General features: G+C 58.7%; 21 protein-coding genes and 1 tRNA gene. 10 read left to right on the top strand and 12 right to left on the bottom strand.

Annotated elements, in window-relative coordinates; all coding sequences use genetic code 11:
- Positions 1-14 precede the first annotated feature (14 nt).
- On the bottom strand, positions 15-722 hold the full coding sequence (gene lipB, locus DI396_RS01395) for a lipoyl(octanoyl) transferase LipB (RefSeq protein WP_268876821.1): 708 nt from the start codon (positions 720-722) through the stop codon (positions 15-17).
- A 93-nt stretch (positions 723-815) separates the two neighbouring features.
- Here lipB and DI396_RS01390 point away from each other — a divergent pair, with 93 nt between their 5' ends.
- Together DI396_RS01390 and DI396_RS01385 are read left to right on the top strand one after the other, a co-directional pair.
- A complete protein-coding gene (locus DI396_RS01390) occupies positions 816-2,159 on the top strand; it encodes a peptidoglycan-binding domain-containing protein (protein ID WP_110794361.1) in 1,344 nt (447 codons plus the stop codon).
- Positions 2,160-2,411: 252 nt separating this feature from the next.
- Positions 2,412-2,498: transfer RNA gene (locus DI396_RS01385), tRNA-Leu, on the top strand.
- Positions 2,499-3,170: 672 nt separating this feature from the next.
- Here the strand turns inward: DI396_RS01385 and DI396_RS01380 are convergent.
- The 10 genes from DI396_RS01380 to glpD all read right to left on the bottom strand — a co-directional run bounded on the left by DI396_RS01380 (position 3,171) and on the right by glpD (position 15,114).
- Positions 3,171-4,598, bottom strand: coding sequence for an L-serine ammonia-lyase (locus DI396_RS01380; protein WP_110794360.1), 1,428 nt, complete (start codon positions 4,596-4,598; stop codon positions 3,171-3,173).
- 98 nt (positions 4,599-4,696) lie between these two features.
- A complete protein-coding gene (locus DI396_RS01375; protein ID WP_110794815.1) occupies positions 4,697-5,830 on the bottom strand; it encodes an iron-containing alcohol dehydrogenase in 1,134 nt (377 codons plus the stop codon).
- Positions 5,830-7,329 carry a glycerol kinase GlpK gene (gene glpK, locus DI396_RS01370; RefSeq protein ID WP_110794359.1) on the bottom strand — a complete coding sequence of 500 codons (1,500 nt, stop codon included), beginning with the start codon at positions 7,327-7,329 and terminating at the stop codon, positions 5,830-5,832. Before glpK ends, DI396_RS01375 begins: the two co-directional genes overlap by 1 nt.
- Positions 7,330-7,471: 142 nt before the next feature.
- Positions 7,472-9,193: an ABC transporter substrate-binding protein gene (locus tag DI396_RS01365; protein ID WP_110794358.1), complete on the bottom strand. Its 1,722-nt coding sequence runs from the start codon at positions 9,191-9,193 to the stop codon at positions 7,472-7,474.
- 76 nt (positions 9,194-9,269) lie between these two features.
- Positions 9,270-9,542 carry a DUF2160 domain-containing protein gene (locus DI396_RS01360; RefSeq protein ID WP_110794814.1) on the bottom strand — a complete coding sequence of 91 codons (273 nt, stop codon included), beginning with the start codon at positions 9,540-9,542 and terminating at the stop codon, positions 9,270-9,272.
- Between the two features lie 43 nt (positions 9,543-9,585).
- Positions 9,586-10,425 (bottom strand): carbohydrate ABC transporter permease, encoded by an 840-nt coding sequence (locus tag DI396_RS01355; protein ID WP_110794357.1) that lies wholly within the window; start codon positions 10,423-10,425, stop codon positions 9,586-9,588.
- Positions 10,425-11,297: a carbohydrate ABC transporter permease gene (locus tag DI396_RS01350; protein WP_110794356.1), complete on the bottom strand. Its 873-nt coding sequence runs from the start codon at positions 11,295-11,297 to the stop codon at positions 10,425-10,427. Before DI396_RS01350 ends, DI396_RS01355 begins: the two co-directional genes overlap by 1 nt.
- Positions 11,297-12,379, bottom strand: a complete 1,083-nt coding sequence (locus DI396_RS01345) for an ABC transporter ATP-binding protein (RefSeq protein ID WP_110794355.1) — start codon at positions 12,377-12,379, stop codon at positions 11,297-11,299. Before DI396_RS01345 ends, DI396_RS01350 begins: the two co-directional genes overlap by 1 nt.
- Before the next feature lie 9 nt (positions 12,380-12,388).
- Positions 12,389-13,477 carry an ABC transporter ATP-binding protein gene (locus tag DI396_RS01340; protein WP_110794354.1) on the bottom strand — a complete coding sequence of 363 codons (1,089 nt, stop codon included), beginning with the start codon at positions 13,475-13,477 and terminating at the stop codon, positions 12,389-12,391.
- Complete coding sequence (glpD, locus tag DI396_RS01335) at positions 13,474-15,114, bottom strand: glycerol-3-phosphate dehydrogenase (RefSeq protein WP_110794813.1); 1,641 nt, start codon at positions 15,112-15,114, stop codon at positions 13,474-13,476. The genes DI396_RS01340 and glpD overlap by 4 nt, the downstream gene beginning before the upstream one ends.
- Before the next feature lie 381 nt (positions 15,115-15,495).
- Between glpD and DI396_RS01330 the strand changes: the two genes are divergently transcribed.
- The 4 genes from DI396_RS01330 to DI396_RS01315 all read left to right on the top strand — a co-directional run bounded on the left by DI396_RS01330 (position 15,496) and on the right by DI396_RS01315 (position 19,668).
- Positions 15,496-16,269 (top strand): DeoR/GlpR family DNA-binding transcription regulator, encoded by a 774-nt coding sequence (locus DI396_RS01330; RefSeq protein WP_110794812.1) that lies wholly within the window; start codon positions 15,496-15,498, stop codon positions 16,267-16,269.
- 158 nt (positions 16,270-16,427) lie between these two features.
- Positions 16,428-17,435, top strand: a complete 1,008-nt coding sequence (gene dctP / locus DI396_RS01325) for a TRAP transporter substrate-binding protein DctP (RefSeq protein ID WP_110794811.1) — start codon at positions 16,428-16,430, stop codon at positions 17,433-17,435.
- 191 nt (positions 17,436-17,626) lie between these two features.
- Positions 17,627-18,271: a TRAP transporter small permease subunit gene (locus tag DI396_RS01320; protein ID WP_110794353.1), complete on the top strand. Its 645-nt coding sequence runs from the start codon at positions 17,627-17,629 to the stop codon at positions 18,269-18,271.
- Complete coding sequence (locus DI396_RS01315; RefSeq protein ID WP_110794352.1) at positions 18,271-19,668, top strand: TRAP transporter large permease; 1,398 nt, start codon at positions 18,271-18,273, stop codon at positions 19,666-19,668. The genes DI396_RS01320 and DI396_RS01315 overlap by 1 nt, the downstream gene beginning before the upstream one ends.
- Before the next feature lie 359 nt (positions 19,669-20,027).
- Here the strand turns inward: DI396_RS01315 and DI396_RS01310 are convergent, their stop codons facing one another.
- On the bottom strand, positions 20,028-20,822 hold the full coding sequence (locus DI396_RS01310) for an enoyl-CoA hydratase-related protein (RefSeq protein WP_110794351.1): 795 nt from the start codon (positions 20,820-20,822) through the stop codon (positions 20,028-20,030).
- 298 nt (positions 20,823-21,120) lie between these two features.
- On the opposite strand from DI396_RS01310, the gene DI396_RS01305 reads away from it, so the two are divergent.
- From DI396_RS01305 to dusA, 4 genes are all read left to right on the top strand, one after another.
- A complete protein-coding gene (locus DI396_RS01305) occupies positions 21,121-21,798 on the top strand; it encodes a TetR/AcrR family transcriptional regulator (protein ID WP_204362772.1) in 678 nt (225 codons plus the stop codon).
- Between the two features lie 383 nt (positions 21,799-22,181).
- Complete coding sequence (locus DI396_RS16375; protein WP_162617120.1) at positions 22,182-22,346, top strand: hypothetical protein; 165 nt, start codon at positions 22,182-22,184, stop codon at positions 22,344-22,346.
- A 22-nt stretch (positions 22,347-22,368) separates the two neighbouring features.
- Positions 22,369-23,679: an acyl-CoA dehydrogenase family protein gene (locus DI396_RS01295; protein WP_235851696.1), complete on the top strand. Its 1,311-nt coding sequence runs from the start codon at positions 22,369-22,371 to the stop codon at positions 23,677-23,679.
- 270 nt (positions 23,680-23,949) lie between these two features.
- Positions 23,950-24,972, top strand: coding sequence for a tRNA dihydrouridine(20/20a) synthase DusA (gene dusA / locus DI396_RS01290; RefSeq protein ID WP_110794349.1), 1,023 nt, complete (start codon positions 23,950-23,952; stop codon positions 24,970-24,972).
- Positions 24,973-25,007 lie beyond the last annotated feature (35 nt).

Genomic DNA, 25,007 nt, shown 5'->3' with positions numbered 1-25,007 from the left:
CGGCGGGGGTGTCTCTATGTAGATGTGCCGAATACCTGATCAAAACTGCGCCGAAGCGCCATGTCCAGATCGGCCATTTCCACCGGCAATCCCAAGTCCACCAAGGAGGTCACCCCGTGTTCGGAAATTCCGCAGGGGACGATGCCGGAGAAATGCTCAAGATCGGGTTCCACATTTATCGAAATCCCGTGGAAGGACACCCATTTGCGCAGGCGGATGCCAATGGCGGCGACTTTCTCCTCGCACAGGCGTCCATCGGCGCCGCGTGGTTTTTCGGGCCGCTCCACCCAGACCCCGACGCGCCCCTCGCGGATATGGCCGACCACATTGAATTCGGCCAATGCCGCGATCACCCATTGTTCCAATTGCTGCACAAACACCCGCACATCGCGGCCCCGTTGCCCCAGATCGAGCATCACATAGGCCACCCGTTGCCCCGGGCCATGATAGGTATATTGCCCGCCGCGCCGCGCCTCATAGACGGGAAACCGGTCCGGATCGGTGAGGTCTTCTGGCTTGGCAGAGGTGCCAGAAGTATAGAGCGGCGGGTGTTCGACCAGCCAGATCGCCTCTTCGGCGGTTCCCGCCGCAATCGCGTCGGCCCGCGCCTCCATGAGGCTCAGAGCCTGCGGATAGTCGGTCAATCCCGTGGTTGTGATCCATTCGACCATATGTGCCGCTCCTGCCGTCTTTGACTGCGGTTTAGCGCCGTGAACGCGCAAAATGAAGCGAATTCCACCAATTTGCGTGACCTGAGGACGGGGAATCGTGTTAGAGTGCCTCCCCAGAAGATTAGTATTTTTGGAGAATGTCCTATGATTTCACGCAAATTTCTTACAGTCGCTGTCACGGCCGCCATGGTCACCGCCCCGGTGTCGCGGGCCACGGCGGGCAATGGTGATTTTATCGCGGGTGCCATCATCGGCGGGATTGTCGGCGCGGCGGCCAACAGTCAGGTCAAACAAAAACGCACCACAACAAAAACCTATCGCAAGGCCGCGCCGCGTTTGCCCTCGACCCAAGAGGGACGCGAGATTCAAGCCTCGCTGAATTACTTCGGCTTCAATGCCGGCAGCGTCGACGGTCAATTGGGCAGCAAAACCCGCAGCGCCGTTTCGCAGTATCAGGCTTATCTTGGTTATCCGGTCACGGGACATCTCAGCCCGTTCGAGCAACAATTGCTGACCAATTCCTACAATCGGGCCATGGCGGGAGGGCCGGCGGTGATGCAAACTGTTGCCTCCAATCCTGACGGCACCCGCGGGCTTCTCAAAACGTGGCGCAGCGAAATGGCCGGTGGGGCCATCTCGGGTGGCACAATGGCCGCCGTGCCGATGGTTGCCACAACGCCGGGGATGACCACGGTCGTCGTCAACCAACAACCGCCCGCCGCCGCCGCGCCTGCACCGGCGCCTGTCGCCGCTCCGGAACCGCAAATGGCTGCTGCCACCTCTGCACCCGCCTTGCCCAATTTTATGGGGGAGACGAACGGCCGCTCCTTGGCCTCGCATTGCAACAAGGTGTCGCTTTTGACCAACTCTAACGGCGGATTTGTCAAAGTCGGCGCGATCACTGATCCGAATGTGGCTCTAAGTGAGCAATTCTGTCTGGCGCGGACCTATGCGATTTCGCGCGGCGAAGAGATGGTCGCCAAAGTTCAGGGCGCCACGCCTGCGCAAATCGAAGCACAGTGCAAAAGCTTCGGTCCGGTGATGAAACCGCATGTTGCGTCGCTTTCTTTGAAGCCTCTGGACGAGGTGGTGCAGGGGGTTTCGGGATATATTTTGACCACCGGCATGGCCCCGGAACATTTGGCAGGGACGGCGACGATCTGCCTGTCGTCGGGATACCGCACCGATGATATGGATGTGGCCGTCGGGTCGGCGTTGTTGCTCTACGCTTTGGGCGAAACGGTCTATGGCGAATTGATGGGCCATCACCTCTCGCAAGGATTCGGCGCCAGCACCCGCAGTGATCTGGCCGAAACATGGTATGCTTCGGCGCTTGATGCGTTGGACGCCGGATCGCCCGCCGTCTTCGCGCCCGGGCAGCCTGAGCGCTCCCAATTGATTCGCGCGGCGGTTTTTGGTGGCGGTGCAGATGCGTCCTTGCCCACACCCACCGCAGCCAGCCTGCCGAGCTTTACCGTCGCAGACTGAGCTAAAGAGCCGGGGGGAGGGGGGAGAAGAGGGACACCACGTGTCTCGCTCCACACCGGCGATATATCAGACAGAAACGCCGCCCTGATTTTTCAAGGCGGCGTTTTTGCTTTGGGCGCCACCATAGACCTTATGATCTGCACCCCCATGGCCTGCGCGCGCCGCAGGCCAAAATAATTTGCGCCGCGCGGCTTTTGCCTCTTGGCATCGTGCGCCGCCTTCGTTAGATAGCGCCTCACCAAGTCAGACTGTGCGGTCGTGGCGGAATTGGTAGACGCGCAGCGTTGAGGTCGCTGTGGGGTAACACCCGTGGAAGTTCGAGTCTTCTCGACCGCACCAAAACATCCCCTTGAGGGCATTGTTTTTCAAGCACATCATGACGTTAGCACCCCTCCTGAGACACAAAACAGGACGGTTTAGGTCACTTCGCATGTGTGCTGTGATGAAGCCCAAATACGTTGATGAACTTGGCGGGGGCCGCAAACGGTTCCGCCGCAGGTCTCCGGAAGCTGTTGCTCAGGTGCTGGGCGACTCCGTTTTTCAAGTCCGATGACCGCGCGGAGGTAGAGCGCCGGCAAAAGGCTGCATGACCCCACCCCGATGTATCTTAGCCAAGCCGTAAACCTGTTCCCAAAAACAGGGCCACGTCTTCCGGCATCCGCGAGACCGGCCGCCGGTTCACCAGCGCCGTGATGCGGGGAAATCTGACAGGCACAGTGTCGGCTTAAACGCCAAGCAACAGGGAAATCGCCGCGATAGACGCGGCCCCCAGAATAATTATAAAAGAAAACAGGGTCATAGCACCACCGATGCAGTTGCGTTGAACGCGCAGACCACGGATCAAACATCCGGCCGCGAGGTGAACAGGCAGGCCAGGCGCCACAAACTGCAGGTCATACGTTCGGGACCGCAGCTTGTGCGACGCTCAAAACATACCATGCGAAGTATAGGCGATTTTTGGGGAAATTGCGAATCTGCCCCCTTTAGAGCCGCAGGGCCCCACCCGTCGGATCAACATTCCGGCAGATTTACGGCCAAGCCTCCTTGCGAGGTTTCTTTATATTTGGCACTCATATCATGCCCGGTCTGACGCATCGCCTCGATGCAATTGTCCAGCGGCATGAAATGTTGCCCGTCGCCGCGCAGCGCCAGAGACGCCGCCGAGACGGCTTTGATCGCGCCCAACCCGTTGCGCTCGATACAGGGCACCTGCACCAATCCCGCTGCCGGATCGCAGGTCATGCCAAGATGATGTTCCAATGCGATTTCTGCTGCATTTTCAATTTGTTCATTGCTGCCGCCAAGCGCCGCACAAAGCCCCCCGGCAGCCATGGCGGCGGCGGAACCGACTTCGCCCTGACACCCGACTTCGGCGCCGGAGATCGACGCGTTGTGCTTGATCACCCCACCAAGGGCCGCCGCCGTCAGCAGGAAATCCCGCGCCCCCGTGGCGGTCGCACCGATACATTGCGTGCGGTAGTAGCGCAGCACCGAGGGGATCACCCCCGCCGCGCCATTGGTCGGCGCGGTCACCACCCGCGCGCCTGCGGCGTTTTCCTCGTTCACGGCCATTGCATAGACGGACAGGTAATCGTTGACGGTATGAGGGTGCGCGCGGTTGAGACCGGCTTCGGCCATAAGTTGTGCGTAGATCGCGCCAGCCCGCCGCCGCACATTCAGCCCACCCGGCAAAATGCCGTCTTGCGCCAAACCGCGTGTGATCACCGCATCCATAATCCCCAAAATTGCATCAATTCGCGCGTTGAGATCTCCGTCTGCGCCGCCGGGGTGGTGCATATGGGCCAACTCATTGGCGCGCTTCATCTGGGCGATGCTGATCCCCGCTGCGCGCGCCATATCGAGCATTTCCGCCGCCGATCCAAAGGGGTAGGGATATCCGAGCGCGGCTTTTTCGGCGCGCAGCGCGTCTTGGCCTTTGGCGGTGGCGGAGAGTTCGGCCTCGGTCACGACAAACCCTCCACCGACGGAATAATAGGTCTGCGTCAAATAGGGCGCGCCGCGCGGATCAAAGGCGCGCAGGATCATCCCGTTGGCATGACCGGGCAGGGGCGGGCCGTAGTCAAAGATCACATCAGAGTCCGGATCAAACGCCAGAGCCGGCAATCCTTTTGGTGTAAGGGTCTTTTCGGCGTAGACCCGCGCCAACGCCGATTCTGCCATATCCGGATCCAAAGTGGCCGGATCGAAGCCGCACAGGCCCAAGATCACCGCGCGGTCGGTGGCATGGCCTTTGCCGGTGAACGCCAAAGAGCCGTGCAGCGAGGCCTTGATCGATGTCAGATCCCCTGCGCCGGGGATGCGTTCGGCCCCGCCGCGCAGTGCATCGAGGAACCGTGCGGCGGCGCTCATCGGGCCCATCGTATGCGAAGACGACGGGCCGATTCCAACCTTGAAAATGTCAAATAGACTTAGGAACATGGCGGGCCTCAATATTGTGGCAGTGGTCCTATTTTACCCTGTCTCGGGCAGTATCCGAAGCCAATATACGACGTGCGGCCCTGCGGCGGCGACTTAACTTAAGGGGCGGCGCTGGCGGCTGCTAGGATCGCGCAAAGCCTCTCATGATCCAATGGTGCGGGATTGGCTTTCATAGATGAGGATTCAAGCGCCGCTTCGGCCACGGCGCGATGATCCCTGCGGGTCAGCCCCATGTCCGATAGGGTGGGCAACCCGCGGGCATGGGTCCATGTGGCAAGGGCTTTGATGTCAGGCAGCTCGAGCGCGGAGCAGATCATCGCTTCGACCTCGCGGAAACGGCGCCGCGCGGGGAGGGCGGATGTGTTGGCTATGAAGACATGCGGTAAAAGCGCGCCGCAAACCGCGCCATGGGCGGCGGCGGGGGCCATGCCGCCAATCGGTCCGGCCAATCCATGCACTGCGCCAAGGCCGGAATTGGCCAAGGCCAATCCGCCCGACAGAGCGCAGAAGGCCAGATCGTCGCGGGCTGCGGGATCTTCCCCCTCCATTAGCCGTGCCAATCCGGACAGCCCGCGCGGCAGAGCCGCCCGACACAGCGCATCGGTCATCGGAGTGGCGCGGGTGCACAAATAAGGCTCGATCACCTGCGTGATCGCATCAAGCCCCGAGGCCAGCGTCACCGAATTGGGGCATCCATCGGTCAAGGCCGGATCGACCAAAGCCAGATCGGCCAGCGTCCGCGCATCGCGCAACGACACTTTGCGGCCATGATCCGGCACGCCAATCACTGCATTTTTGGTGACCTCTGCGCCGGTGCCCGCCGTGGTCGGAATCGCGATGAACGGCAGCGGCGCGGCATAAAGCGGCAGGCCCTTGCCGACGATTTCGAGGTGATCGATTGCGGGGCGCGAAGCAGGGATCAGAGCCGCCAAAGCCTTGCCAAAATCGATCACTGCGCCGCCTCCCAAGCCAATGATCACTGCCGCGTTTGCGCCGCTTAATTCGCGTCGGGCCGATTCAACCATCGGCAGGTCCGGCTCGCGCGGGCAGGGAAGGCAGATCGGTGCGCGCCCCGCCGTGGTCAGGGCCTCCACCAACCATGCCGCAGGGCCGGGGCGTTTGCCATGCACGACGATCACCGGCCCGTTATAGGCAATTGCCGCAGGCACGGCTTCATGCGCAACGCCGCGGCCAAACCGGATCACGGGCGCGGAAAATCCGAAGGGCGCGATCATACCGACATCGTCGCCTGAACGGCGGATTTCCACCGCGCGGTTTTGGCGTTGCGGGTGGTGTCGTCCATCGCGGGGGCGAACCGCCGTTCAAGCGCCCATTCTTTGGCAAATCCGTCCATGTCCGGATAAAGCCCCGCCTGCATCCCGGCCAGCCATGCCGCACCAAGCGCCGTCGTCTCCAGAACCTCTGGCCGGTCCACTGGCGCGCCGATGATATCGGACAAAAACTGCATCGCCCAATCTGATGCGCTCATACCTCCGTCGACCCGCAAAACGCCTTCTGCGGTCTGTCCGGATGTGGCATCGGCCCAATCGGCACGCATCGCTTCCAAAAGGTCAAGCGTTTGAAAGCCGACACTTTCCAATGCTGCGCGGGCAAATTCGGCGGGGCCGGAATTGCGCGACAATCCATAGATCGCGCCGCGGCAATCGGCGTTCCAATACGGTGCGCCAAGCCCCGTGAAGGCGGGCACAAGAATGACATCCTGCTGTGGATCGGCGGCTTCGGCGAGGGGCTGTGTTTCCTTGGCGTCGCGGATGATTTTCAAACCATCGCGCAGCCATTGCACCACCGCCCCCGCGATAAAGATCGATCCTTCAAGCGCATAGGTCGGTTTGCCGTCGAGTTGATAGGCAATCGTGGTCAGCAGGCGATTATGCGACACCACAGGCGCATCGCCCGTGTTGAGCAAAGCAAAACACCCGGTGCCATAGGTGGATTTCATCATCCCCGGCGCGAAACAGGCCTGCCCAACGGTGGCGGCCTGTTGATCGCCCGCAACGCCCGAAATCGGGATTTCGCGCCCAAAGAGGTCGGCGCGGGTGACGCCATAATCGGCGGCGCAATCGCGCACCTCGGGCAGCATCTGTATGGGGATCTCCAAAAGATCGCACATCGTCCGGCTCCAGCGGCCCTTGCGGATGTCATAGAGAAGCGTGCGCGCGGCATTTGTGGCATCTGTGGCATGGACGGCGCCGCCGGTGAGTTTCCAGATCAGAAAACTATCGACCGTCCCAAATAGCAATTCGCCCGCTTCTGCCCGCGCCCGCGCCCCTTCGACATGATCCAATATCCATTTCAATTTGGTGCCGGAAAAATACGGATCGAGCAAAAGCCCGGTGCGGTCGGTGACCATCGGTTCGTGACCGGCTTCGCGCAGCGCGGCGCAGGTGTCCGAGGTGCGCCGGTCTTGCCACACGATGGCGTTGTGAATGGGCTGGCCGGTGGATTTGTCCCATACCACGGTGGTCTCGCGTTGGTTGGTGATGCCGATGGCGGTGATGTCTGCGGCGGTCAGGCCTGCGCGCTCGATCACCGCGCGGCAGGTGCCCGCCGTCGTTGACCATAAATCGGACGGATCATGTTCGACCCAACCCGAGGCCGGATAATGTTGTTCGAATTCCTCTTGTGCCGTGGCGACGATCTTCATCTGCGCGTCAAAAAGAATGGCGCGGCTGGAGGTGGTGCCTTGGTCGATGGCGAGGATATGGCTCATGGAATGGGCGCTCCGGTCGTGAATTCATGTGGACTACGGCGACCCGCAAGCGCGGGTACAAGATGGGACAAGCGGGGCCGAACCATCAGGTATAAACGGATCGAGGCCGCGCAGGTCGCGCCGCGCGGCCCCCACCATGTGGTTACTGCCAGGACTTGATCAGCTCGTCATAAGCGACGGTCTTGGGTTCTTCGTCCTCATTGGCCAATTTCGCTTTGGGCGAACCGGGCTGCGACAACCAATATTCGGCGTCTTTCTCCTCGTTCAGCTTGGGGCCGATTTCGCCTTGAACGCCTGCACGTTCCAAACGGGCCATGACCTTTTCCTGATCAGCGCAGAGGCTATCCAATGCCTCTTGCGGGGTTTTGGCGCCAGACATGGCGTCGCCGATGTTCTGCCACCACAGCTGCGCCAACTTCGGATAATCGGGGACATTGGTGCCGGTGGGCGACCATGCCACGCGGGCCGGCGAGCGGTAGAATTCGACCAAACCGCCAAGTTTATCCGCGCGCTCGGTGAAGCTTTCATGCTCGATGGTCGATTGGCGAATGAAGGTCAGACCGACATGGGCTTTCTTCACGTCCACGGTTTTGGAGGTGACGAATTGCGCATAGAGCCATGCCGCTTTGGCACGGTCCACGGGCGTGGATTTCATCAATGTCCAAGAGCCCACGTCCTGATATCCAATCTTGGTGCCTTCTTCCCAATATGCGCCGTGGGGCGAGGGGGCCATGCGCCATTTCGGCGAGCCATCCTCGTTCATCACCGGCAGGTCGGGTTTGACCGTGTCGGCCGTGAACGCTGTGTACCAGAACATTTGCTGGGCCACGTTGCCTTGCGCGGGGATCGGGCCGGCTTCGGAGAAGGTCATGCCAGCCGCCGCCGGGGGCGTGTATTTTTCCAACCATTCAATCGCCTTGGTCACCGCATAGACCGCTGCGGGGCCGTTGGTGGCGCCGCCGCGGGTGACGCAGGACCCGACCGGTTGCGATTTTTCATTGACGCGAATGCCCCATTCATCGACGGGCACACCGTTTGGCTCGCCCTTGGATCCGGCCCCGGCCATCGACAACCACGCATCGGTGTACCGCCAGCCAAGCGAGGGATCCTTCTTGCCGTAATCCATGTTGCCAAAGACATCGCCATCAACGCCCATATGCGACAAATCGCGGCCGGTGAAGAATTCCGCGATGTCTTCATAGGCAGACCAATTCACCGGAACGCCAAGGTCATAGCCGTATTTTTCTTTGAAGTCGGTTTTGTTCTTGTCGTCGTTGAACCAATCATAGCGGAACCAATAGAGGTTCGCGAATTGCTGGTCGGGTAATTGATAAAGGTTGCCATCGGGCGCCGTGGTAAAGGAGGTGCCGATGTAATCGGCCAGATCAAGGCCGGGGTTGGTGACATCTGCGGCTTCATTTTCCATCCAGTCGGTCAGATTGCGCGCCTGTTGATACCGCCAATGGGTGCCGATCAAATCGCTGTCGTTGATATACGCATCATAGATGTTTTCGCCCGATTGCATCTGAGTTTGCAGCTTTTCGACAACATCGCCTTCGCCGATCAGATCATGGGACACCTTGATCCCGGTGATTGCGGAGAAGGCCGGAGCCAATACTTTGCTCTCGTATTCATGGGTGGTGATGGTTTCGGAAACAACTTTGATTTCCATGCCGGCCATCGGTTTGGCGGCATCGATGAACCATTGCATTTCTGCTTCTTGATCGGCGCGGGTCAGCGCCGAAAGATCGCCAATCTCGGCATCGAGGAAGCTTTTTGCGGCCTCCATGTCGGCAAACGCGGGATTGGCCATGAGGGCCAACGCCATGCCGAGCGCTGTTGAGGATTTATACTTCAGGTTCATTGGTTTTCCTCCCTTTCGAACCGTTAACATACGTGCAACCCGAGCCCTCCCGACCCGTTGGTTGCGGTGGTCTCATCTAGACCCAGCGGAAAACCGCGAGGGCGTAGATAAAGCAGACAATCATTGCATAGGGTTGGGGGCCAAACCCCATAGCAAGCCATGCGAGATTGATAAAAGCCGAGCCGAGCAGTGTGATGAACAACCGGTCGCCGCGCGTGGTTTCAATTTGCAAAATGCCTTTGCGCGGGGTCTCGGGGAATTTGATCGCCAAAACAGTAAAAACGATCAAAAGCGCAGCGATCACGCAAAAGAAAATCGCCGTCGGCCATGTCCATGCCATCCAGGCCATCATGCCGCTCCTTGGTTGTGGCTAAATATCACAAAGCCCATGATCACACCCGCCCAAGGGCAAAGCCCTTTGCAATGTAATTGCGTACGAAATAGATCACCAAAGCCCCCGGAACGATTGTTAAAATCCCGGCTGCGGCCAAGACGCCCCAATCCATGCCTGACGCGCCTGCTGTGCGGGTCATCGTGGCGGCGATGGGTTTGGCCTCGACCGATGTCAATGTGCGCGACAACAGCAATTCAACCCATGAGAACATAAAGCAAAAGAAGGCGGCGACGCCGATACCGCTGGCGATCAAGGGCATGAAAATTCTCGTAAAAAACCGCCCGAACCCGTAGCCGTCGATATAGGCAGTCTCGTCGATCTCTTTGGGCACGCCGCGCATGAATCCTTCCAAAATCCACACCGCCAAAGGCACGTTGAACAGGCAATGCGCGAGGGCCACGGCGATATGCGTGTCGAACAATCCGACTGAGGAATAGAGTTGGAAAAACGGCAATGCGAAGACCGCAGGCGGGGCCATCCGGTTGGTCAGCAGCCAGAAAAACAGATGTTTGTCGCCCAAGAAGCTGTAGCGCGAAAACGCATAGGCGGCGGGCAGGGCAACCGCGATGGAAATCACCGTGTTTATAACCACATAGATCAAGGAGTTCACGTAGCCCATATACCAGCTCGCATCGGTTAGGATCACCACATAATTGCGCAAGGTGAGATCGCGCGGCCAAAGCGAGAATTGTCCCAGAATTTCCGAATTGCTCTTTAGGCTCATGTTGAACAGCCAGTAGATCGGCAAGAGCAGGAACAGCAGATAAAGCCCCATCACTACCACGGAACTATTGAACCGCAGGGTGGGTTTGCGCCGCTGTGCAGAACGATCAGCCATTACACTCCATCCCTTTTGTCGAGGTTCGTCATCACGGTGTAGAACACCCATGAAATCAACAGGATCACGAGGAAATACATCAATGAGAAGGCCGCCGCAGGACCAAGGTCAAACTGCCCCAATGCCATCTTCACGAGGTCGATTGACAAGAAGGTCGTCGAATTGCCCGGACCGCCACCGGTCACCACAAAGGGTTCGGTATAGATCATGAAACTGTCCATAAACCGCAGCAGAATGGCGATCATCAACACGCCCTGCATCTTGGGTAACTCGATGTAGCGGAACACCTTCCAACGACTGGCCTGATCGATTTTTGCGGCTTGGTAATAGGCGTCGGGAATGGATTGCAAACCGGCATAGGCCAAAAGCGCCACCAAAGAGGTCCAATGCCAAACATCCATGACGATCACGGTCGCCCAAGCGGCAAAGAAATCTTGCGTGTAGTTGTAGGAAATCCCCAATTTATCAAGGGTATAACCCAAAAGGCCAATGTCGACACGGCCAAAAACCTGCCAAATCGTCCCGACGACATTCCACGGGATCAACAAAGGCAGGGACATCAACACGAGGCAAAAGCTCGCCCAAAATCCCTTTTTCGGCATATGCAACGCCACAAAAATTCCCAAGGGCACCTCGATGGCGAGGATGATGCCCGAAAATGCCAATTGCCGCCCCAATGCGCCCCACATCCGTTCGCTGTCGAGCAATTCTTCGAACCATTCCAGACCCGCCCAGAAGAATTTGTTGTTCCCGAACGTGTCTTGAAAGGCGTAATTCACCACGGTCATCAACGGGATCACCGCCGAAAATGCCACAAGGATCAACACCGGCAGTACCAGAAACCATGCCTTTTGATTGACTGTCTTTTCCATCAGGCGGCCACTCCTAGCGGCGCGACGCGCCAATCGTTGCGATAGACGTTGATCGCGGCGGCATCGAATGTGACGCGGGTCATATCCGCAGAAATCTCTTCATCTTCGCCAGATATAATATTGATTTCATTCCCGAAAACTTCGGCGCGCACGATCTTGTGGCGGCCAACATCCTCAACCCGGCGGATGTTGACCGGCAGACCCTCGCGCGCCGAAAGTCGGGTGAATTCGGGGCGGACACCGATTTCGATCTTACCCTCGGTGGCGCCGTAGAAGGCGCCCAATGCAATCTCCGCGCCGCCGACATGGGCCATGGCGCCGCTGACCTGCGCGGGCAAAACGTTCATCCCCGGCGAGCCGATGAAATATCCGACGAATGTATGTTCGGGGCGTGCGAACAATTCCTCCGGCGTGCCGATTTGCACCACGCGCCCGTCATACATCACCACGACTTTATCCGCGAAGGTCAACGCTTCGGTCTGGTCATGGGTGACATAAATCATCGTGTGCCCGAATTCATGGTGCAGACTCTTGAGCTGTGTGCGCAATTCCCATTTCATATGTGGGTCAATCACGGTCAGCGGTTCGTCAAACAAAAGCGCATTCACGTCCTCGCGCACCATGCCGCGCCCGAGAGAGATTTTCTGCTTCGCATCTGCTGTCAGGCCGCGCGCCTTGCGACCGAGCACATCTTCCATGCCGATCATCTGCGCAATTTGCTGCACACGGCTGGCGATATAGGCGGGATCTTCGCCACGGTTTTTCAACGGAAAAGCGAGATTGTCGCGCACCGTCATCGTGTCATAGACCACAGGAAACTGGAACACCTGCGCGATGTTGCGCTCGGCGGTGGGGGCGTGGGTCACGTCGACATCATTGAATAAAATCCGCCCTTGGCTGGGCTGCAACAGGCCGGAAATGATGTTCAACAGGGTGGATTTTCCGCAGCCTGACGCCCCAAGCAGGGCATAGGCTTCGCCATCCACCCAATCGTGGTTGAGTTCTTTAAGCGCGAAATCTTCCTCGCTTTGCGGGTTGGGAAGATAACTGTGCGCCAGATTGTCCAGAGTGATTTTCGCCATATCCGCTCCTCAGGCCGCTGCCGCATAGCCCGCCGGCGCGACCAGCGCACCGTCAGGGTCAAAGATGTAAACATGCGCCGGATCCAGATAGACTGGGAGCGGCGCGCCAATGGCCAATTTGTGAACCCCATGGATCAATCCGACCCAGCGTGCGCCGTCGTGGTCAAGATGCACAAAGGTTTCCGAGCCGGTCAGCTCGGTGACGCGAAGCAGGGTGTCGAACCGCATTGCGCTTTCAACATGCTTGTTTATTTCCAGATGATTGGGCCGGAACCCTGCGGTGTATCGCCCATCGGGAAGTCCCGCCAAGAGGCCGGTCGCAGGGGCCGATTGCCCCGTGCCAAATATCAATTTTGCGCCGGTTTTGGTCACGTCGAGGAAATTCATCGGCGGGTCGGAAAATACCCGCGCCGTAGTCGCATCGGTCGGGCGGCGGTAGACCTCTGGTGTTGGGCCAAATTGCGTGACGCGGCCCTGCCAAAGCGTTGCCGTGTTGCCCCCCAGCAAAAGCGCCTCTTCCGGCTCCGTGGTGGCATAGACGAAAATGCTGCCGGCCTCTTCAAAGATTTTTGGGATCTCGATCCGCAATTCTTCACGCAGCTTATAGTCCAGATTGGCAAGAGGTTCGTCGAGAAGAACAAGCCCCGCATCCTTGACCAGGGCGCGCGCAAGGGCGCAACGTTGTTGTTGCCCGCCCGATAGCTCCAAGGGCTTGCGATCCAACATGCCGTCGAGCTTCATCAAGGCTGCAGCCTTTTGCACGGATTGATCAATCTCAACCTTGGATTTGCCTAATAGCTTCAAAGGCGAGGCAATATTGTCATAAACCGACATGGAGGGGTAGTTGATGAATTGCTGGTAAACCATTGCCACGCCGCGATCCTGCACCCGTATTCCGGTGACATCCGTGCCGTTCCAATAGATGCGGCCACGGGTTGGCGCATCCAATCCGGCCATTAAACGCATGAGCGAGGTTTTGCCCGCCGAGGTCGGACCCAAAAGCACATTCATCGTGCCATTTTCCAGCGTCAGATCGGTGGGGTGGATATGTACCTGCCCCTGAACAATCTTTGAGACGCCTTCGAGTTTCAATGTCATGACGCACCTCCTGTCTTTGCCTCGGAGGTCATATTCCGTTCCATTCTGCGGCTTCCTTCGGCGCGATGGGCGCTCATCCATGTTTCAAGCGTTGAAATCTGGTCCGTATCCATCCGCAGGCCCAATTTAGAGCGCCGCCACACCACGTCGTCGGCATGGCGGGCATATTCGCGGTCCATCAACCAGCGCACTTCGGCGGCATATAATCCCGCGCCAAAGTCGTCGCCGAGATCCGCGAGCGAGGTGGCGTCGGCCAGAAGATCGCCCGCTTCGGTGCCATAGGCGCGGCACAACCGGCGGGCAAGTTTGGCCGGAAGGAAGGCGAAATCACGCTGTAAATCCGCCAAAAGCCTTTCAAACCCATCCACGTCGAAATCCCCCCCGGGCAGGGCGACACCGGCGGTCCATTTGGGGCCAGCCTTCTCAAAATAGGGCGCAATCAACTCCATGGCGCTTTCGGCGAGGCGGCGGTAAGTGGTGATTTTTCCGCCAAACACATTCAGGACCGGCGCACCGCCGTTGTCGTCCACCTTGAGCGTATAGTCGCGCGTTGCGGCGGTGGCAGAGCTGGCACCATCATCATAAAGCGGCCGGACTCCGGAATAGGTCCAGACGATATCGTCTGGGGTCACAGGGATTTTGAAATAATCGCTGGCAAAGGCGCAAAGGTAGTCGCGCTCGGCATCGGTGCAGACGGGGCGCGTGTCGGGATCAGAATGTTCGGCATCGGTCGTGCCGATCAAGGTGAAATCCTGCTCATAGGGAATGGCAAAAATGATCCGCCCGTCGGTGCCTTGGAAAAAATAGCATTTGTCATGGTCGTAGAGCTTGCGGGTGACGATATGGCTGCCGCGCACAAGTCGCACGCCTTCGGTGGTATCTATGCGCACTTTATTTTGGATCACATCGCCGACCCATGGCCCCGCCGCGTTGATCAACATGCGGGCTTGCACGGTGCGGGTCGCGCCGGTTTCGCGGGTTTCGACCTGCACCTCCCAGATATCGCCGGCGCGGCTCGCCGAGAGGACCTTTTGTCCGGTCCAGATCTGGGCGCCGCGCGCCTGTGCATCGCGGGCGTTGAGGACCACAAGACGCGAATCCTCGATCCAGCAATCGGAGTATTCATAGGCCGTGAGAAATTTTTCTTTGAGTGGCGTGCCTTCGGGGGCGGTCTTCAGGTCGATTGTCTTGGTCGCAGGCAGGATTTTGCGTCCGCCAAGATGGTCGTATAAAAACAGGCCAAGCCGGATGAGCCACGCCGGGCGGCGGCCCTTCATCCACGGCATTACCGCCGACATCAGTGTCGACGTTGGGGTGCCGCCTTCGAACCGCATGTCGGTGTGGTAGGGCAGAACGAAGCGCATCGGCCAAGAGATATGCGGCATCGCGCGCAGCAAGATTTCGCGCTCGATCAACGCCTCACGCACCAGCCGCACTTCGAAATATTCAAGATACCGCAGCCCGCCATGGAACAGTTTGGTCGAAGCAGAGGACGTCGCAGAGGCCAGATCATTCATCTCGGCCAAGGCGACAGTGAGCCCGCGTCCGGCCGCATCTCTGGCGATGCCGCATCCATTGATGCCGCCGCCGATGACGAGCAGGTCGTAGATTTGCTTTTGTGGTGCGGAGTTGGTCACGCGCCCCTCCCAAAGCGTAACTGATTGCGCAAACACACACGATTTGCGGCGATGCGTCAATGTGGATGCTTTCGTTTCTGTTCTTTTTTCGAAATTACCTGCGGATTCAGGCGATTGGAGCGGCAAATATCGCGGTCGTCGTGGAGAGATGCGCTGCCTTGTGCGGATTTTCCGCCGAATCTCTTTCGGATTTGGGTGATTCGAGTCGCACGCTCGTTGCCTGTTGTTTGGCCGCTGTCACTATAAGGCCATAAAAAACACGAAAATCCGGCGCGGAATGTGCTCTGACTTGATTTGGATGGGAAACCACAGCAAAGTGTTTCGAACAAAAAGGAACATGGGTCGAAGCCGACCGTGCAGATCACGTCAGAAGGAGACGGCATGTCGCAAAATTTCCGCTTGCCGGAGATCCTTGAAATCGCGCGCAGCGAAGGCAAGGTGACGGTCGACGGGTTGGCCGAACGCTTCGGCGTGACCGTGCAAACCATCCGCCGTGATTTGACCGAATTGGCCGAGGCAGGGCGGCTCGAACGGGTGCATGGCGGCGCGGTCCTGCCATCGGGTGTTTCCAACATCGGGTATGAGGACCGGCGCGGTTTGAATGAGGCGGCTAAAGCCGCGATGGCACGGGCCTGCGCGCGACAAATCCCCGAAAGCGCCTCTGTCTTTCTCAATATAGGCACGTCGACCGAGGCGGTGGCGCGGGCTTTGCTGCATCATCGCAATCTTTTGGTGATTACCAATAATATGAATGTTGCCAATATTTTGGTCGCCAATCGTGATTGTGAAATCATCGTCGCGGGCGGGGCCTTGCGGCGCTCGGATGGTGGATTGGTCGGGGCCTTGACCATCCGCGCGATTGAGCAGTTTAAATTCGATTTTGCGGTCATCGGGTGTTCGGCTCTGGATGTCGACGGGGATCTTTTGGATTTCGATATTCAAGAGGTCGGCGTTAGCCAAACGATCATTCGCCAAGCGCGCAAAACCTTTCTCGTCTCGGACGCGTCGAAGTTTCAACGCAGCGCCCCGGCGCGAATTGCCTCGCTGTCCGAAGTGGACAGCTTTTTCACGGATCGTCCCTTGCCCGGTGATCTATCGCAGCGCTGCGCAGATTGGGGCACTGCGGTCGAGATTTGCGGCGAGGGCGCCCCGTAACCTCGGGCCGGTGTGACTGCGCCGTAACCTCATGGGGTGCGCGTAGGAAAAAAACCCCCGGCCGGACGGGTTTTCAACCTTGGCATGTGATTGGCTGCAGAGTAGCCTTTTTTCAGATGCTGCCTTTTGAAAACAAGGCGGCCAACAGGGAGGTGAACATGAGAAAATTAGCAAACACGGTCGCGTTGGCGGCTTTGGCCACCGGCATTACAACGGGCGCTATGGCGACCGAGTGGAATGTTTCAGTCTGGGGCAAGCCACGGGCTTTTACCTCGCACGTCGAGGTGTTGAACGAGATGCTGCAGGAAAAAACCGGCGGCGCATTTAAATTGAACATCAGCTATGGCGGCCTGTCCTCGAACAAGGAAAATCTTGACGGTATCTCGATCGGTGCCTTTGAGATGGCCCAATTCTGTGCCGGATATCACGAGGATAAAAACCCGACGTTGACGGTTCTGGAATTGCCCTTCATCGGCGTGAATACTCTGGAGGAAGAAGTCGCCGTGTCTCAGGCGCTTTATGCCCACCCTGCGGTTGCCAAGGATTTGGGCCGCTGGAATGCGCGTCTGTTGATGCCGTCTCCGATGCCGCAATATAACATCGTTGGCACCGGCGAGGTGCGTGATACCGTTGCCAAAATGGATGGCATGCGGGTGCGGGCCACGGGTGGTTTGGGCGAGGCATTCAAAGCCGTAGGGGCGGTGCCGACATCGGTGACCGCGACGGAAACCTATAATGCGATGGAATCCGGTGTTGTCGATACCGTCTCCTTTGCGCAGCACGCGCATTTGGCCTTTCGCACCATTGACCAAGCCGATTGGTGGACCGCCAACCTCAACCCGGGCACGGTAAATTGCCCCATCGTGGTCAATACCGATGCCTATGATGCCCTATCGGACGAGGAGCGTGCCGCTTTGGACAGCTCGATCGAGCCGGCATTGGCGCATTATCTTGAGGTTTATGGCGAAGTGCTGAAAAAATGGGATGCGGTTTTGGCCGAACGTGAGGTCACCAAGGTGATGTTCACCGAGGAAGAGTTGGATAAATTCCGCGCCGTGGCTGCCGGTCCCGCCCGCGCCGCATGGATCGAAAAGATGAGTGCGCAGGGCATTCCCGCGCAGGAATTGGTCGATCTGGTCGACAGCACATTGGCGGATAACCGTTAGGGTGCGCTGACGCTTTATGGCAGCGCCCGCGTCTCGATCACGAGGCGGGCGCTGCTTGAGTTTGCCCGTTCAATCCGCACGACAGATGCGGCCATGGGGCGTCTTTTTGGCGATGGCTGCGATGCACGCGTAGGACGCGGGCGCGGTGCCGCCGCCGCAGGAGCATAGACAATCAATAGGGGGACAGGCCGATGGCGGGAAATGCTGCGGTGCTTGAAGACGGATCACGGCTCAGCCGGATTGATCGCGCCTTGGCGGGGATTGAAACCAAACTCGCTTTGGTCAGTGGCCTCGCGGTCTTTGGGTTGATGCTTTTGGCGGTGGTGTCGGTCACGGGGCGTAATATTCTCAATGTGCCGGTGCCCGGGTATGTGGATTGGATCGAGGTCACCATGCCGCTCATTGCCTTCATGGGCATCAGCTACACGCAACGCAGCGGCAGCCATATTCGCATGGATATCCTGATCGGCAAACTCAAAGGGCGCATGATGTGGGCCGCTGAATTGTTCTCGGTTCTGATCATGCTGGTTTTGGTGCTTTTCCTGATTTGGGGATCATGGGCGCATTTCGCCCGCAGCTTTGATTTCGCCGCGCCGCTTTGGAGCCGCGACAGCACCATCGACATTCGCCTGCCGATTTGGCCGGCTAAGTTGCTGGTGCCCTTCGCCTTTTCGGTTCTGGCCCTGCGGTTGGTTTTGCAAGTCTGGGCCTATGGGCGTGCGGTCGTGACCGGCGCGGAAAATCCGATTGCCGTGCCTTTGCCCCTGTCCGCCGCTGAACAAGCTGCCGAAGAAGCCAGCCACGTCAGTGCGCTCGACACCAAAGGAGCCGCATGATGGAACCGATTGATATTGGCATTATTGTTTCGGGTGTCATGCTCTTGTTTGTTGTGCTCGGGATGCGCGTTGCTTTTGCTGCGGCGCTCGCGGGCTTTGTTGGGTTGACGTGGATTTTCTGGGCGAAATTTGGCTATAACCCCGATAAGTTTATGAAAGCCCTCACCATTTCGGTGAAGACAGCGGGGCAGGTGCCTCATGCCAAAGTGTCCTCGCAAGCGCTCAGCCTGATCCCGACGTTCATCTTGATCGGCTATTTGGCCTATTATGCGGGGCTGACCAAGGCGTTGTTCGAGGCCGCAAAACGCTGGGCCGGTTGGATGCCGGGCGGCATGGCGGTGGCCACGGTCTTTGCCACGGCGGGGTTCTCGGCGGTTTCGGGCGCCTCGGTCGCCACCTCGGCGGTGTTCGCGCGCATTGCGATCCCCGAAATGCAAGCCATGGGATACAACAAGCGTTTCGCGGCGGGTGTTGTCGCGGCGGCGGGCACTTTGGCCTCGCTCATTCCGCCCTCTGCGATCCTCGTGATCTATGCGATCATCGTGGAACAAGACGTTGGCAAGCTGTTGCTCGCAGGGTTCATTCCCGGCGCGTTTTCCGCCATTGTCTATGTAAGCCTGATCGTTGGTATGGCGATGATTTGGCCCTCTTACGGCCCGAAAATCACCGGGTATACATGGCGTGAAAAATTCGCCTCTCTGCCGCCGGCATTCCCGATTTTCTTTGTGGTCGGCATTATTATCTTCTTTATCTACAACCCGTTTGGCGATCCTTGGGGCACGCCCACCGAAGGCGGTGCGCTTGGGGCTTTTGTCGTCTTTCTCATGGCGGTTATTCAAGGCATGCGTTGGGGCCAACTCAAAGACGCGCTGCTCGAAACGGCCAAGCTTTCGGCAATGATTTTCACGATCGTCTGGGGCGTGTTGATCTATGTTCGTTTCTTGGGCTTTGCACAGCTTCCCTCGGCCTTTGCGGACTGGATTTCGGGGCTGGAGCAATCGCCGATGCTGACGCTGATTTTCATCCTTCTGGCTTATGCGGTGCTTGGGATGTTCATGGATGCCATCGGGATGCTGCTGTTGACCTTGCCGGTGGTGTATCCGGCGGTGATGGCGCTGAACGGCGGCGAAGGTGTGTTGGCTGCCGACAGTGCCTTTGGCATGTCCGGCCCGATGTGCGCGATCTGGTTCGGGATATTGGTGGTGAAAATGGCCGAGTTCTGTTTGATCACCCCGCCCATCGGGCTCAATTGCTTCGTGGTCGCAGGCGTGCGCGATGATCTCACCGTCCAGGACGTGTTTCGCGGCGTGATGCCATTTTTCTTTGCCGATGCGGCCACCATTGGTCTGCTCATCGCCTTCCCGCAAATCGTGCTTTATCTGCCGTCGCTGGCTTAGATGCCGCACTTCAAAATCCGACGTTCAAAGCAAGCAGCGCATTTTGCAGCTCTGTCGGGGGATTTTGCCCGGATGAGGTCACCCATCGGAGGCATGGCCCAATCTGTTGATCTTGGGCCCTAGATGCGGCGGGTCGAAACCTGTGCCTAAGACCCGCATCATCACCCACCTCCCGTGCCCGGAGGCGGGGGAGGTGGGCGATATGATTGCGCATATCTGCGGTTTTTAGCGGACCACCTGGGCCATTGCGGATCGCGCCGGCGATTTTATCGGGCTTTTGATGCGGCTTCCCTGACCGCGCCGGTGATATCGCCCTTCGGCGGCGCATATGCGGGCCAGATCCCCGCGCGCGTGGGCGGTCATGTGCCTGTGAAATTCGGTGCGCGTTTCTCGACAAAGGCGGCGGAGGCCTCTGCGTGATCGGCAGTATCGGCACAGCGCATGAAATTGCGCGCCTCAAGGTCCATACATTCACCCATGCTGCCGCCGCCTTCGGCCAGAGCGATGTTCTGTTTGATCCGGCCATAGGCCAAGGTGGGCCCCGCCGCCAACGCACGGCCGATTTCTAATGCCGTGTCGAGGGCATCACCCGCCGCGACGGCCCGCGAGAACAACCCGATGCCCACCGCCTCATCGCCCGATAGCACCGGCGAGGTCAGGTATAATTCACGGGTTTTTGCAGCGCCCAAAATATGCGTCATCAAATAGGTGCCGCCGTAATCACCCGACAATCCCACCTTGGCAAAGGCAGTTGTGATTTTGGCGTCACTGGCGCAGATGCGCACATCGCAGGCCATTGCGATCGCCAATCCCGCCCCGGCGCAGGATCCTTCGACCGCCGCAATGGTGGGTTTGGGCATGTCATGCAGATTTCGGGAGGTATCCATCCGGTCGCGCAACCTGTGCCGGCGCAACCCAAACGGCGCGCTGCGGGTGCTGCCGGCATTCATGGCTTTGACATCGCCGCCGACGCAAAAATGCCCGCCCGCGCCGGATATCACAATGGCGCGCACGGCCGGAGCATCTGCGGCTTCTGCGGTGGCATCGCGCAGCGCCTCGGTCATGTCGAGATCGAGCGCATTACGCGTTTCGGGCCGGTTGAGGGTTAAAACCAACAAACCGTCTTGAAGATCTTTGTGGAGCACATCGGACATGCGTTTTCCTTTGTTCGATGGGGATAAGGACGCAGCAGGCATAGCCCCCCTGCGCCGAGCCGGGCGCCGGGGCACGGCGATGATCTGCCATGGCATCCCCTCCCGATAGATGACACTGGCGGTATTGGCAGTTGGATGCCACACTGACATATGTCAGGGTATGGAGGGCGCGCCCGTGGGTCAAGTGGAGCGTCGCGGCTTTTACGGGCCGTAATTTTGATGCGGTTGTGCGGCCTTGGCGCCGGCGCCAAAAAAACGCGCGCAAATCCGGCCGGCGCGCCTAAAAAAGGGAATGCGCATGTCATCGGATGATCGCAACACGGGTCTTGGCGCGGTGCAAAAAGTCTATTTGCAAGAGGCGCAGATCACCAGCGTGCAAAACGAAGATCTGGTGTCGACGCGGCGCGAACAGATTTGCGACGCGGCGTTGGAACTGTTCTTGGAAAAGGGATTTGCATCGACCACCATTCGCGATATCTGCGCGCGCTCCGGTGTCAATCAAGCCAGCATCTACGATTATATCGCCAACAAGAACGATATCCTGCGGCGGTTGTTGAACCAGCTTTGGTTCGGTCAGGATGTGCAACCCCTGCCGCAGATTCTGGCTGATGAAAGCACATCGCTGGAACAGGCCTGTGCGCATTATTTCCGTGAGGTCTGGAGCAAAAAACGCAAGGGGACGTTGCTTGTCTACCGTTCGGTGCCCCATTTGCTGGAGGAAGATCGCAAGGCGATGCGCGCGCGGGATATGGCCTTGATCCATGACCTGTCCGAGCAACTGCGCAAACGATCCGGGCGTCCGGTAGATGACATGCAAATGGACGTTCTCGCCAATGTTCTGGTTTTTCTCGCCGCCTTCGGGCCGATGCGTGATTGGTTGATCAAGGAGGTGCCCGAAGAGACCGTCGTGCGCACCGTTGCGGCCGGGGCGGCGGCGATGATCCGCGAATTGATTGGCGCCGAAACGCCAAAATAGAACCGCGCACAACGGTCGCTATGTGGGGCGTCATACCTGGTCGGGATGGAACGCGCCTTTGTGACGTGAGGTCCAAAAGCCGGGCTTGGTGAACAACCTTGACGTTTTACGGAATTAAGTTCTACCTATGTCTGACAACTGTCAGGGAAGCTTGCGCGGCTGGGTTGAGCGTGTCGCAGGCAGCCGGTGGGGAGGCCGGAAACGAACGGAAATCCGTATGAAGTCTGGCGCAGTCTGGCACGATCTCCGGCTTGCCTCGTTATCTTGGTACGCGCGTCCGATGTGGGTGTTGGCCGTCCGGGGCTGCCTTCGGCGCGATAACACTGCGCGTGTGTGGGGCTCTACGGCCCTTTCGCGCATCGAGAGGGAGAAGGGGAGGAGACATGCGCAACGCCACAGATGACGCCGCTGCCGATCTTGTTGCCTTTGGCAAAGGGGGCAGGGAGATACCGCGCCCGCCGCCTGTGCCCGATCCTGAAATCCGGCAACATCGCCGCCAGCACCATGATCGGCAGTATCGCGATGAATTTCGCCGCCTGCATCCCTGAGTATCAAGGAGAGAAGAGAAGAATGGCATATCCAAACGACGAACTGCACAATCTGGCGATGTCGGAGGGCGCGCGCCCGCTGCTCGACCGCGTTGTCAAACATATCACCGAGCATTGCGATCCGGCCTATGCCGCATATGAGGCGTTGGAGGCCAAGAAAACCTCGCGGTTCGAATATGCGCCGGGCCAATTGGAGATCATCGATGGGTTGAAGGCCAAGGCCAAGGAGGCCGGTCTTTGGAACTTCTTCCTGCCCAATGCCGAAACCGGCGAAGGTCTGTCGAACCTTGATTACGCCTATATCGCGTTTGAATTGGGGAAAAACCCTCTGGCGGCTGAATCTATGAACTGTGCCGCGCCGGACACCGGCAATATGGAAGTGCTCGAACGGGTCGGCACCCAGGAGCAAAAAGATAAATGGCTCAAGCCTCTCCTCGCCGGTGAAATTCGCTCGGCCTTTGCGATGACCGAACCGGATGTGGCCTCGTCGGATGCGAAAAATATCGGCACCCGCGCGGTTTTGGAAAACGGTGAATGGGTCATCAACGGCGAGAAATATTATATCTCCGGCGCTGGGGACCCCCGGTGTAAGATTATGATTGTCATGGTGAAAACGTCGCCGGAGGCCGAAACGTTCCGCCAGCAGAGCCAGATTCTCGTACCGATTGACACCCCCGGTGTTGAAATCGTTGGCCCGATGACGGTCTTTGGCCATGACGATGCGCCGCACGGCCATATGCAAATCAGATTCACCGATGTGCGCGTGCCCGAAAGCGCGATCCTGTGGGGGGAAGGGCGCGGTTTCGAGATTAGCCAGGTGCGTCTTGGCCCCGGCCGGATTCATCACTGCATGCGTTCGATCGGCGCTGCGGAAAAAGCGCTTGATCTGATGATCTACCGGGGTCTGACCCGCGAGGCGTTTGGCAAGAAGATCATCGATCTGGGCAAGAACATGGAGACAATTTCCCGTTCGCGTATCGAGATCGACGCCATGCGCCTCATGGTTCTCAAAGCGGCCAAAGCGATGGATGTCCTTGGCAACAAAGAGGCGCGCATCTGGGTGTCGAAGATCAAAGCCATGGTTCCGGAAAAATGCTGCAAAATCATCGACGACGCGATGCAAGTGCATGGCGCGACAGGCATCAGCCAATGGTCGCCTTTGTCGTCCATGTATATGAAGCAGCGCACCTTGCGGTTTGCCGATGGCCCCGATGAGGTCCACCATCACGTGATCGCCCGGGCCGAGCGCAAAGAGTTCGAAAATTCGAACGAGCGCGTGGCCGCAGCCAAGGCCGAAACCGAGGGTGGCGGGAATATCTTTGACGGGCCGTAACGGATAGCCGGTTAAGAGGGTTGGACTGGCATGGTCGCGCCGGTTGCGTCGCGTAGTGGTATCATTTTTGCCAAGCTTTTGCTTTCAGGCCGCATATAGCCTTTGCCTGTGATTTGGGCTAGATCGCGCGCGCTGCCGTGTTTAAGTGTTCGTTCTTCGATAGGCCTATTTTGGGCGTGAAACTGGATTGTTTCATATGACGCCGAGGTATGCTGGATGTGAAGATGGGCGTAACTCGGCCGAAATTGGCAAAAATGGTATGACACTGCTATGGCGGAAAATGTAACTAAATCAATGCCCTCAAGGGCGGCTCGTCTCTCCGTCGCCCCCATGATGGATTGGACGGACCGGCATTGCCGTTATTTGCACCGGCTGCTGACCCGCGAGGCGCTGCTTTATACTGAAATGGTGACGGCGCCGGCTTTGGTGCGCGGTGGGGCGCTGCATTTGCTTGACTATAACGTCGAAGAGCATCCCGTGGCCTTACAATTGGGTGGCTCTGATCCGGTGGAATTGGCGGCGGCGGCGAAGCTGGGCGCGCAGGCGGGCTATGACGAGATTAACCTCAACGTCGGCTGTCCGTCGGATCGGGTGCAATCGGGCACCTTTGGCGCGGTGTTGATGAAGGATGCGGCATTGGTGGCGGAATGCTGCGCCGCGATGATCGCCGCGCAGCCCCGCGAGGTTACGGTGAAATGCCGCATCGGCGTCGATGACCAAAATGCAGAAGAGGTCTTGCCGGACTTTATCGCGCGGGTCTCGGCGGCCGGGGTAGGGCGGTTTACCATCCATGCGCGCAAGGCGTGGTTGCAAGGGCTTTCCCCCAAGGAAAACCGCGATATTCCGCCACTGGATTATGAGCTGGTGGTGCGGATGAAGGCGCTTTTTCCGCATCTGCACCTGTCGATCAATGGCGGCATTGCGACGCTGGACGCGGCCGAGGCTCTGCTGGATCGTGGTTTGGATGGGGTGATGATCGGGCGCGCTGCCTATCACCAACCCGGTGATGTGCTTTGCGGGGCGGATGCGCGGATTTTCGGGCGCGATACCGGCCTGAGCGCCCCCGACGCCGTGCGCGCGATGTTGCCCTATATCGAGGCGCATCTTGCCGCAGGTGGCAAATTGAACCAGATCACCCGCCATATGCTTGGCCTTTTTGCGGGGCGCCCCGGCGCGCGTGGATGGCGGCGCAGTCTGTCAGAGGGCGCGGCGCACAAAGGCGCGGGGCCAGAATTGGTCGAAGAGGCCTTGGCGCGCATTTGTTCTCTGGAGGCTGAGACGCAGGCCGTGTAAGGCTGCGCGTCATCGATATGTCTTGCCCAAATAGC

The organism is Litorivita pollutaquae (assembly GCF_003205515.1).
GTDB classification, from domain to species: Bacteria; Pseudomonadota; Alphaproteobacteria; order Rhodobacterales; family Rhodobacteraceae; genus Litorivita; species Litorivita pollutaquae.
Note: the sequence above shows the minus strand (reverse complement) of the source record. Positions and strands in the feature narration are given on the sequence as shown.

What these genes read in the sequence shown, in the direction of transcription:
- DI396_RS01390 (WP_110794361.1), top strand. Translation starts at nt 816, where the DNA reads ATGATTTCACGCAAATTTCTTACAGTCGCTGTCACGGCCGCCATGGTC.
- DI396_RS01380 (WP_110794360.1), bottom strand. Translation starts at nt 4,598, where the DNA reads ATGTTCCTAAGTCTATTTGACATTTTCAAGGTTGGAATCGGCCCGTCG.
- glpK (WP_110794359.1), bottom strand. Translation starts at nt 7,329, where the DNA reads ATGAGCCATATCCTCGCCATCGACCAAGGCACCACCTCCAGCCGCGCC.
- DI396_RS01365 (WP_110794358.1), bottom strand. Translation starts at nt 9,193, where the DNA reads ATGAACCTGAAGTATAAATCCTCAACAGCGCTCGGCATGGCGTTGGCC.
- DI396_RS01360 (WP_110794814.1), bottom strand. Translation starts at nt 9,542, where the DNA reads ATGGCCTGGATGGCATGGACATGGCCGACGGCGATTTTCTTTTGCGTG.
- DI396_RS01355 (WP_110794357.1), bottom strand. Translation starts at nt 10,425, where the DNA reads ATGGCTGATCGTTCTGCACAGCGGCGCAAACCCACCCTGCGGTTCAAT.
- DI396_RS01350 (WP_110794356.1), bottom strand. Translation starts at nt 11,297, where the DNA reads ATGGAAAAGACAGTCAATCAAAAGGCATGGTTTCTGGTACTGCCGGTG.
- DI396_RS01345 (WP_110794355.1), bottom strand. Translation starts at nt 12,379, where the DNA reads ATGGCGAAAATCACTCTGGACAATCTGGCGCACAGTTATCTTCCCAAC.
- DI396_RS01340 (WP_110794354.1), bottom strand. Translation starts at nt 13,477, where the DNA reads ATGACATTGAAACTCGAAGGCGTCTCAAAGATTGTTCAGGGGCAGGTA.
- DI396_RS01330 (WP_110794812.1), top strand. Translation starts at nt 15,496, where the DNA reads ATGTCGCAAAATTTCCGCTTGCCGGAGATCCTTGAAATCGCGCGCAGC.
- dctP (WP_110794811.1), top strand. Translation starts at nt 16,428, where the DNA reads ATGAGAAAATTAGCAAACACGGTCGCGTTGGCGGCTTTGGCCACCGGC.
- DI396_RS01320 (WP_110794353.1), top strand. Translation starts at nt 17,627, where the DNA reads ATGGCGGGAAATGCTGCGGTGCTTGAAGACGGATCACGGCTCAGCCGG.
- DI396_RS01315 (WP_110794352.1), top strand. Translation starts at nt 18,271, where the DNA reads ATGGAACCGATTGATATTGGCATTATTGTTTCGGGTGTCATGCTCTTG.
- DI396_RS01310 (WP_110794351.1), bottom strand. Translation starts at nt 20,822, where the DNA reads ATGTCCGATGTGCTCCACAAAGATCTTCAAGACGGTTTGTTGGTTTTA.
- DI396_RS01305 (WP_204362772.1), top strand. Translation starts at nt 21,121, where the DNA reads ATGTCATCGGATGATCGCAACACGGGTCTTGGCGCGGTGCAAAAAGTC.
- DI396_RS16375 (WP_162617120.1), top strand. Translation starts at nt 22,182, where the DNA reads ATGCGCAACGCCACAGATGACGCCGCTGCCGATCTTGTTGCCTTTGGC.
- DI396_RS01295 (WP_235851696.1), top strand. Translation starts at nt 22,369, where the DNA reads ATGGCATATCCAAACGACGAACTGCACAATCTGGCGATGTCGGAGGGC.
- dusA (WP_110794349.1), top strand. Translation starts at nt 23,950, where the DNA reads ATGGCGGAAAATGTAACTAAATCAATGCCCTCAAGGGCGGCTCGTCTC.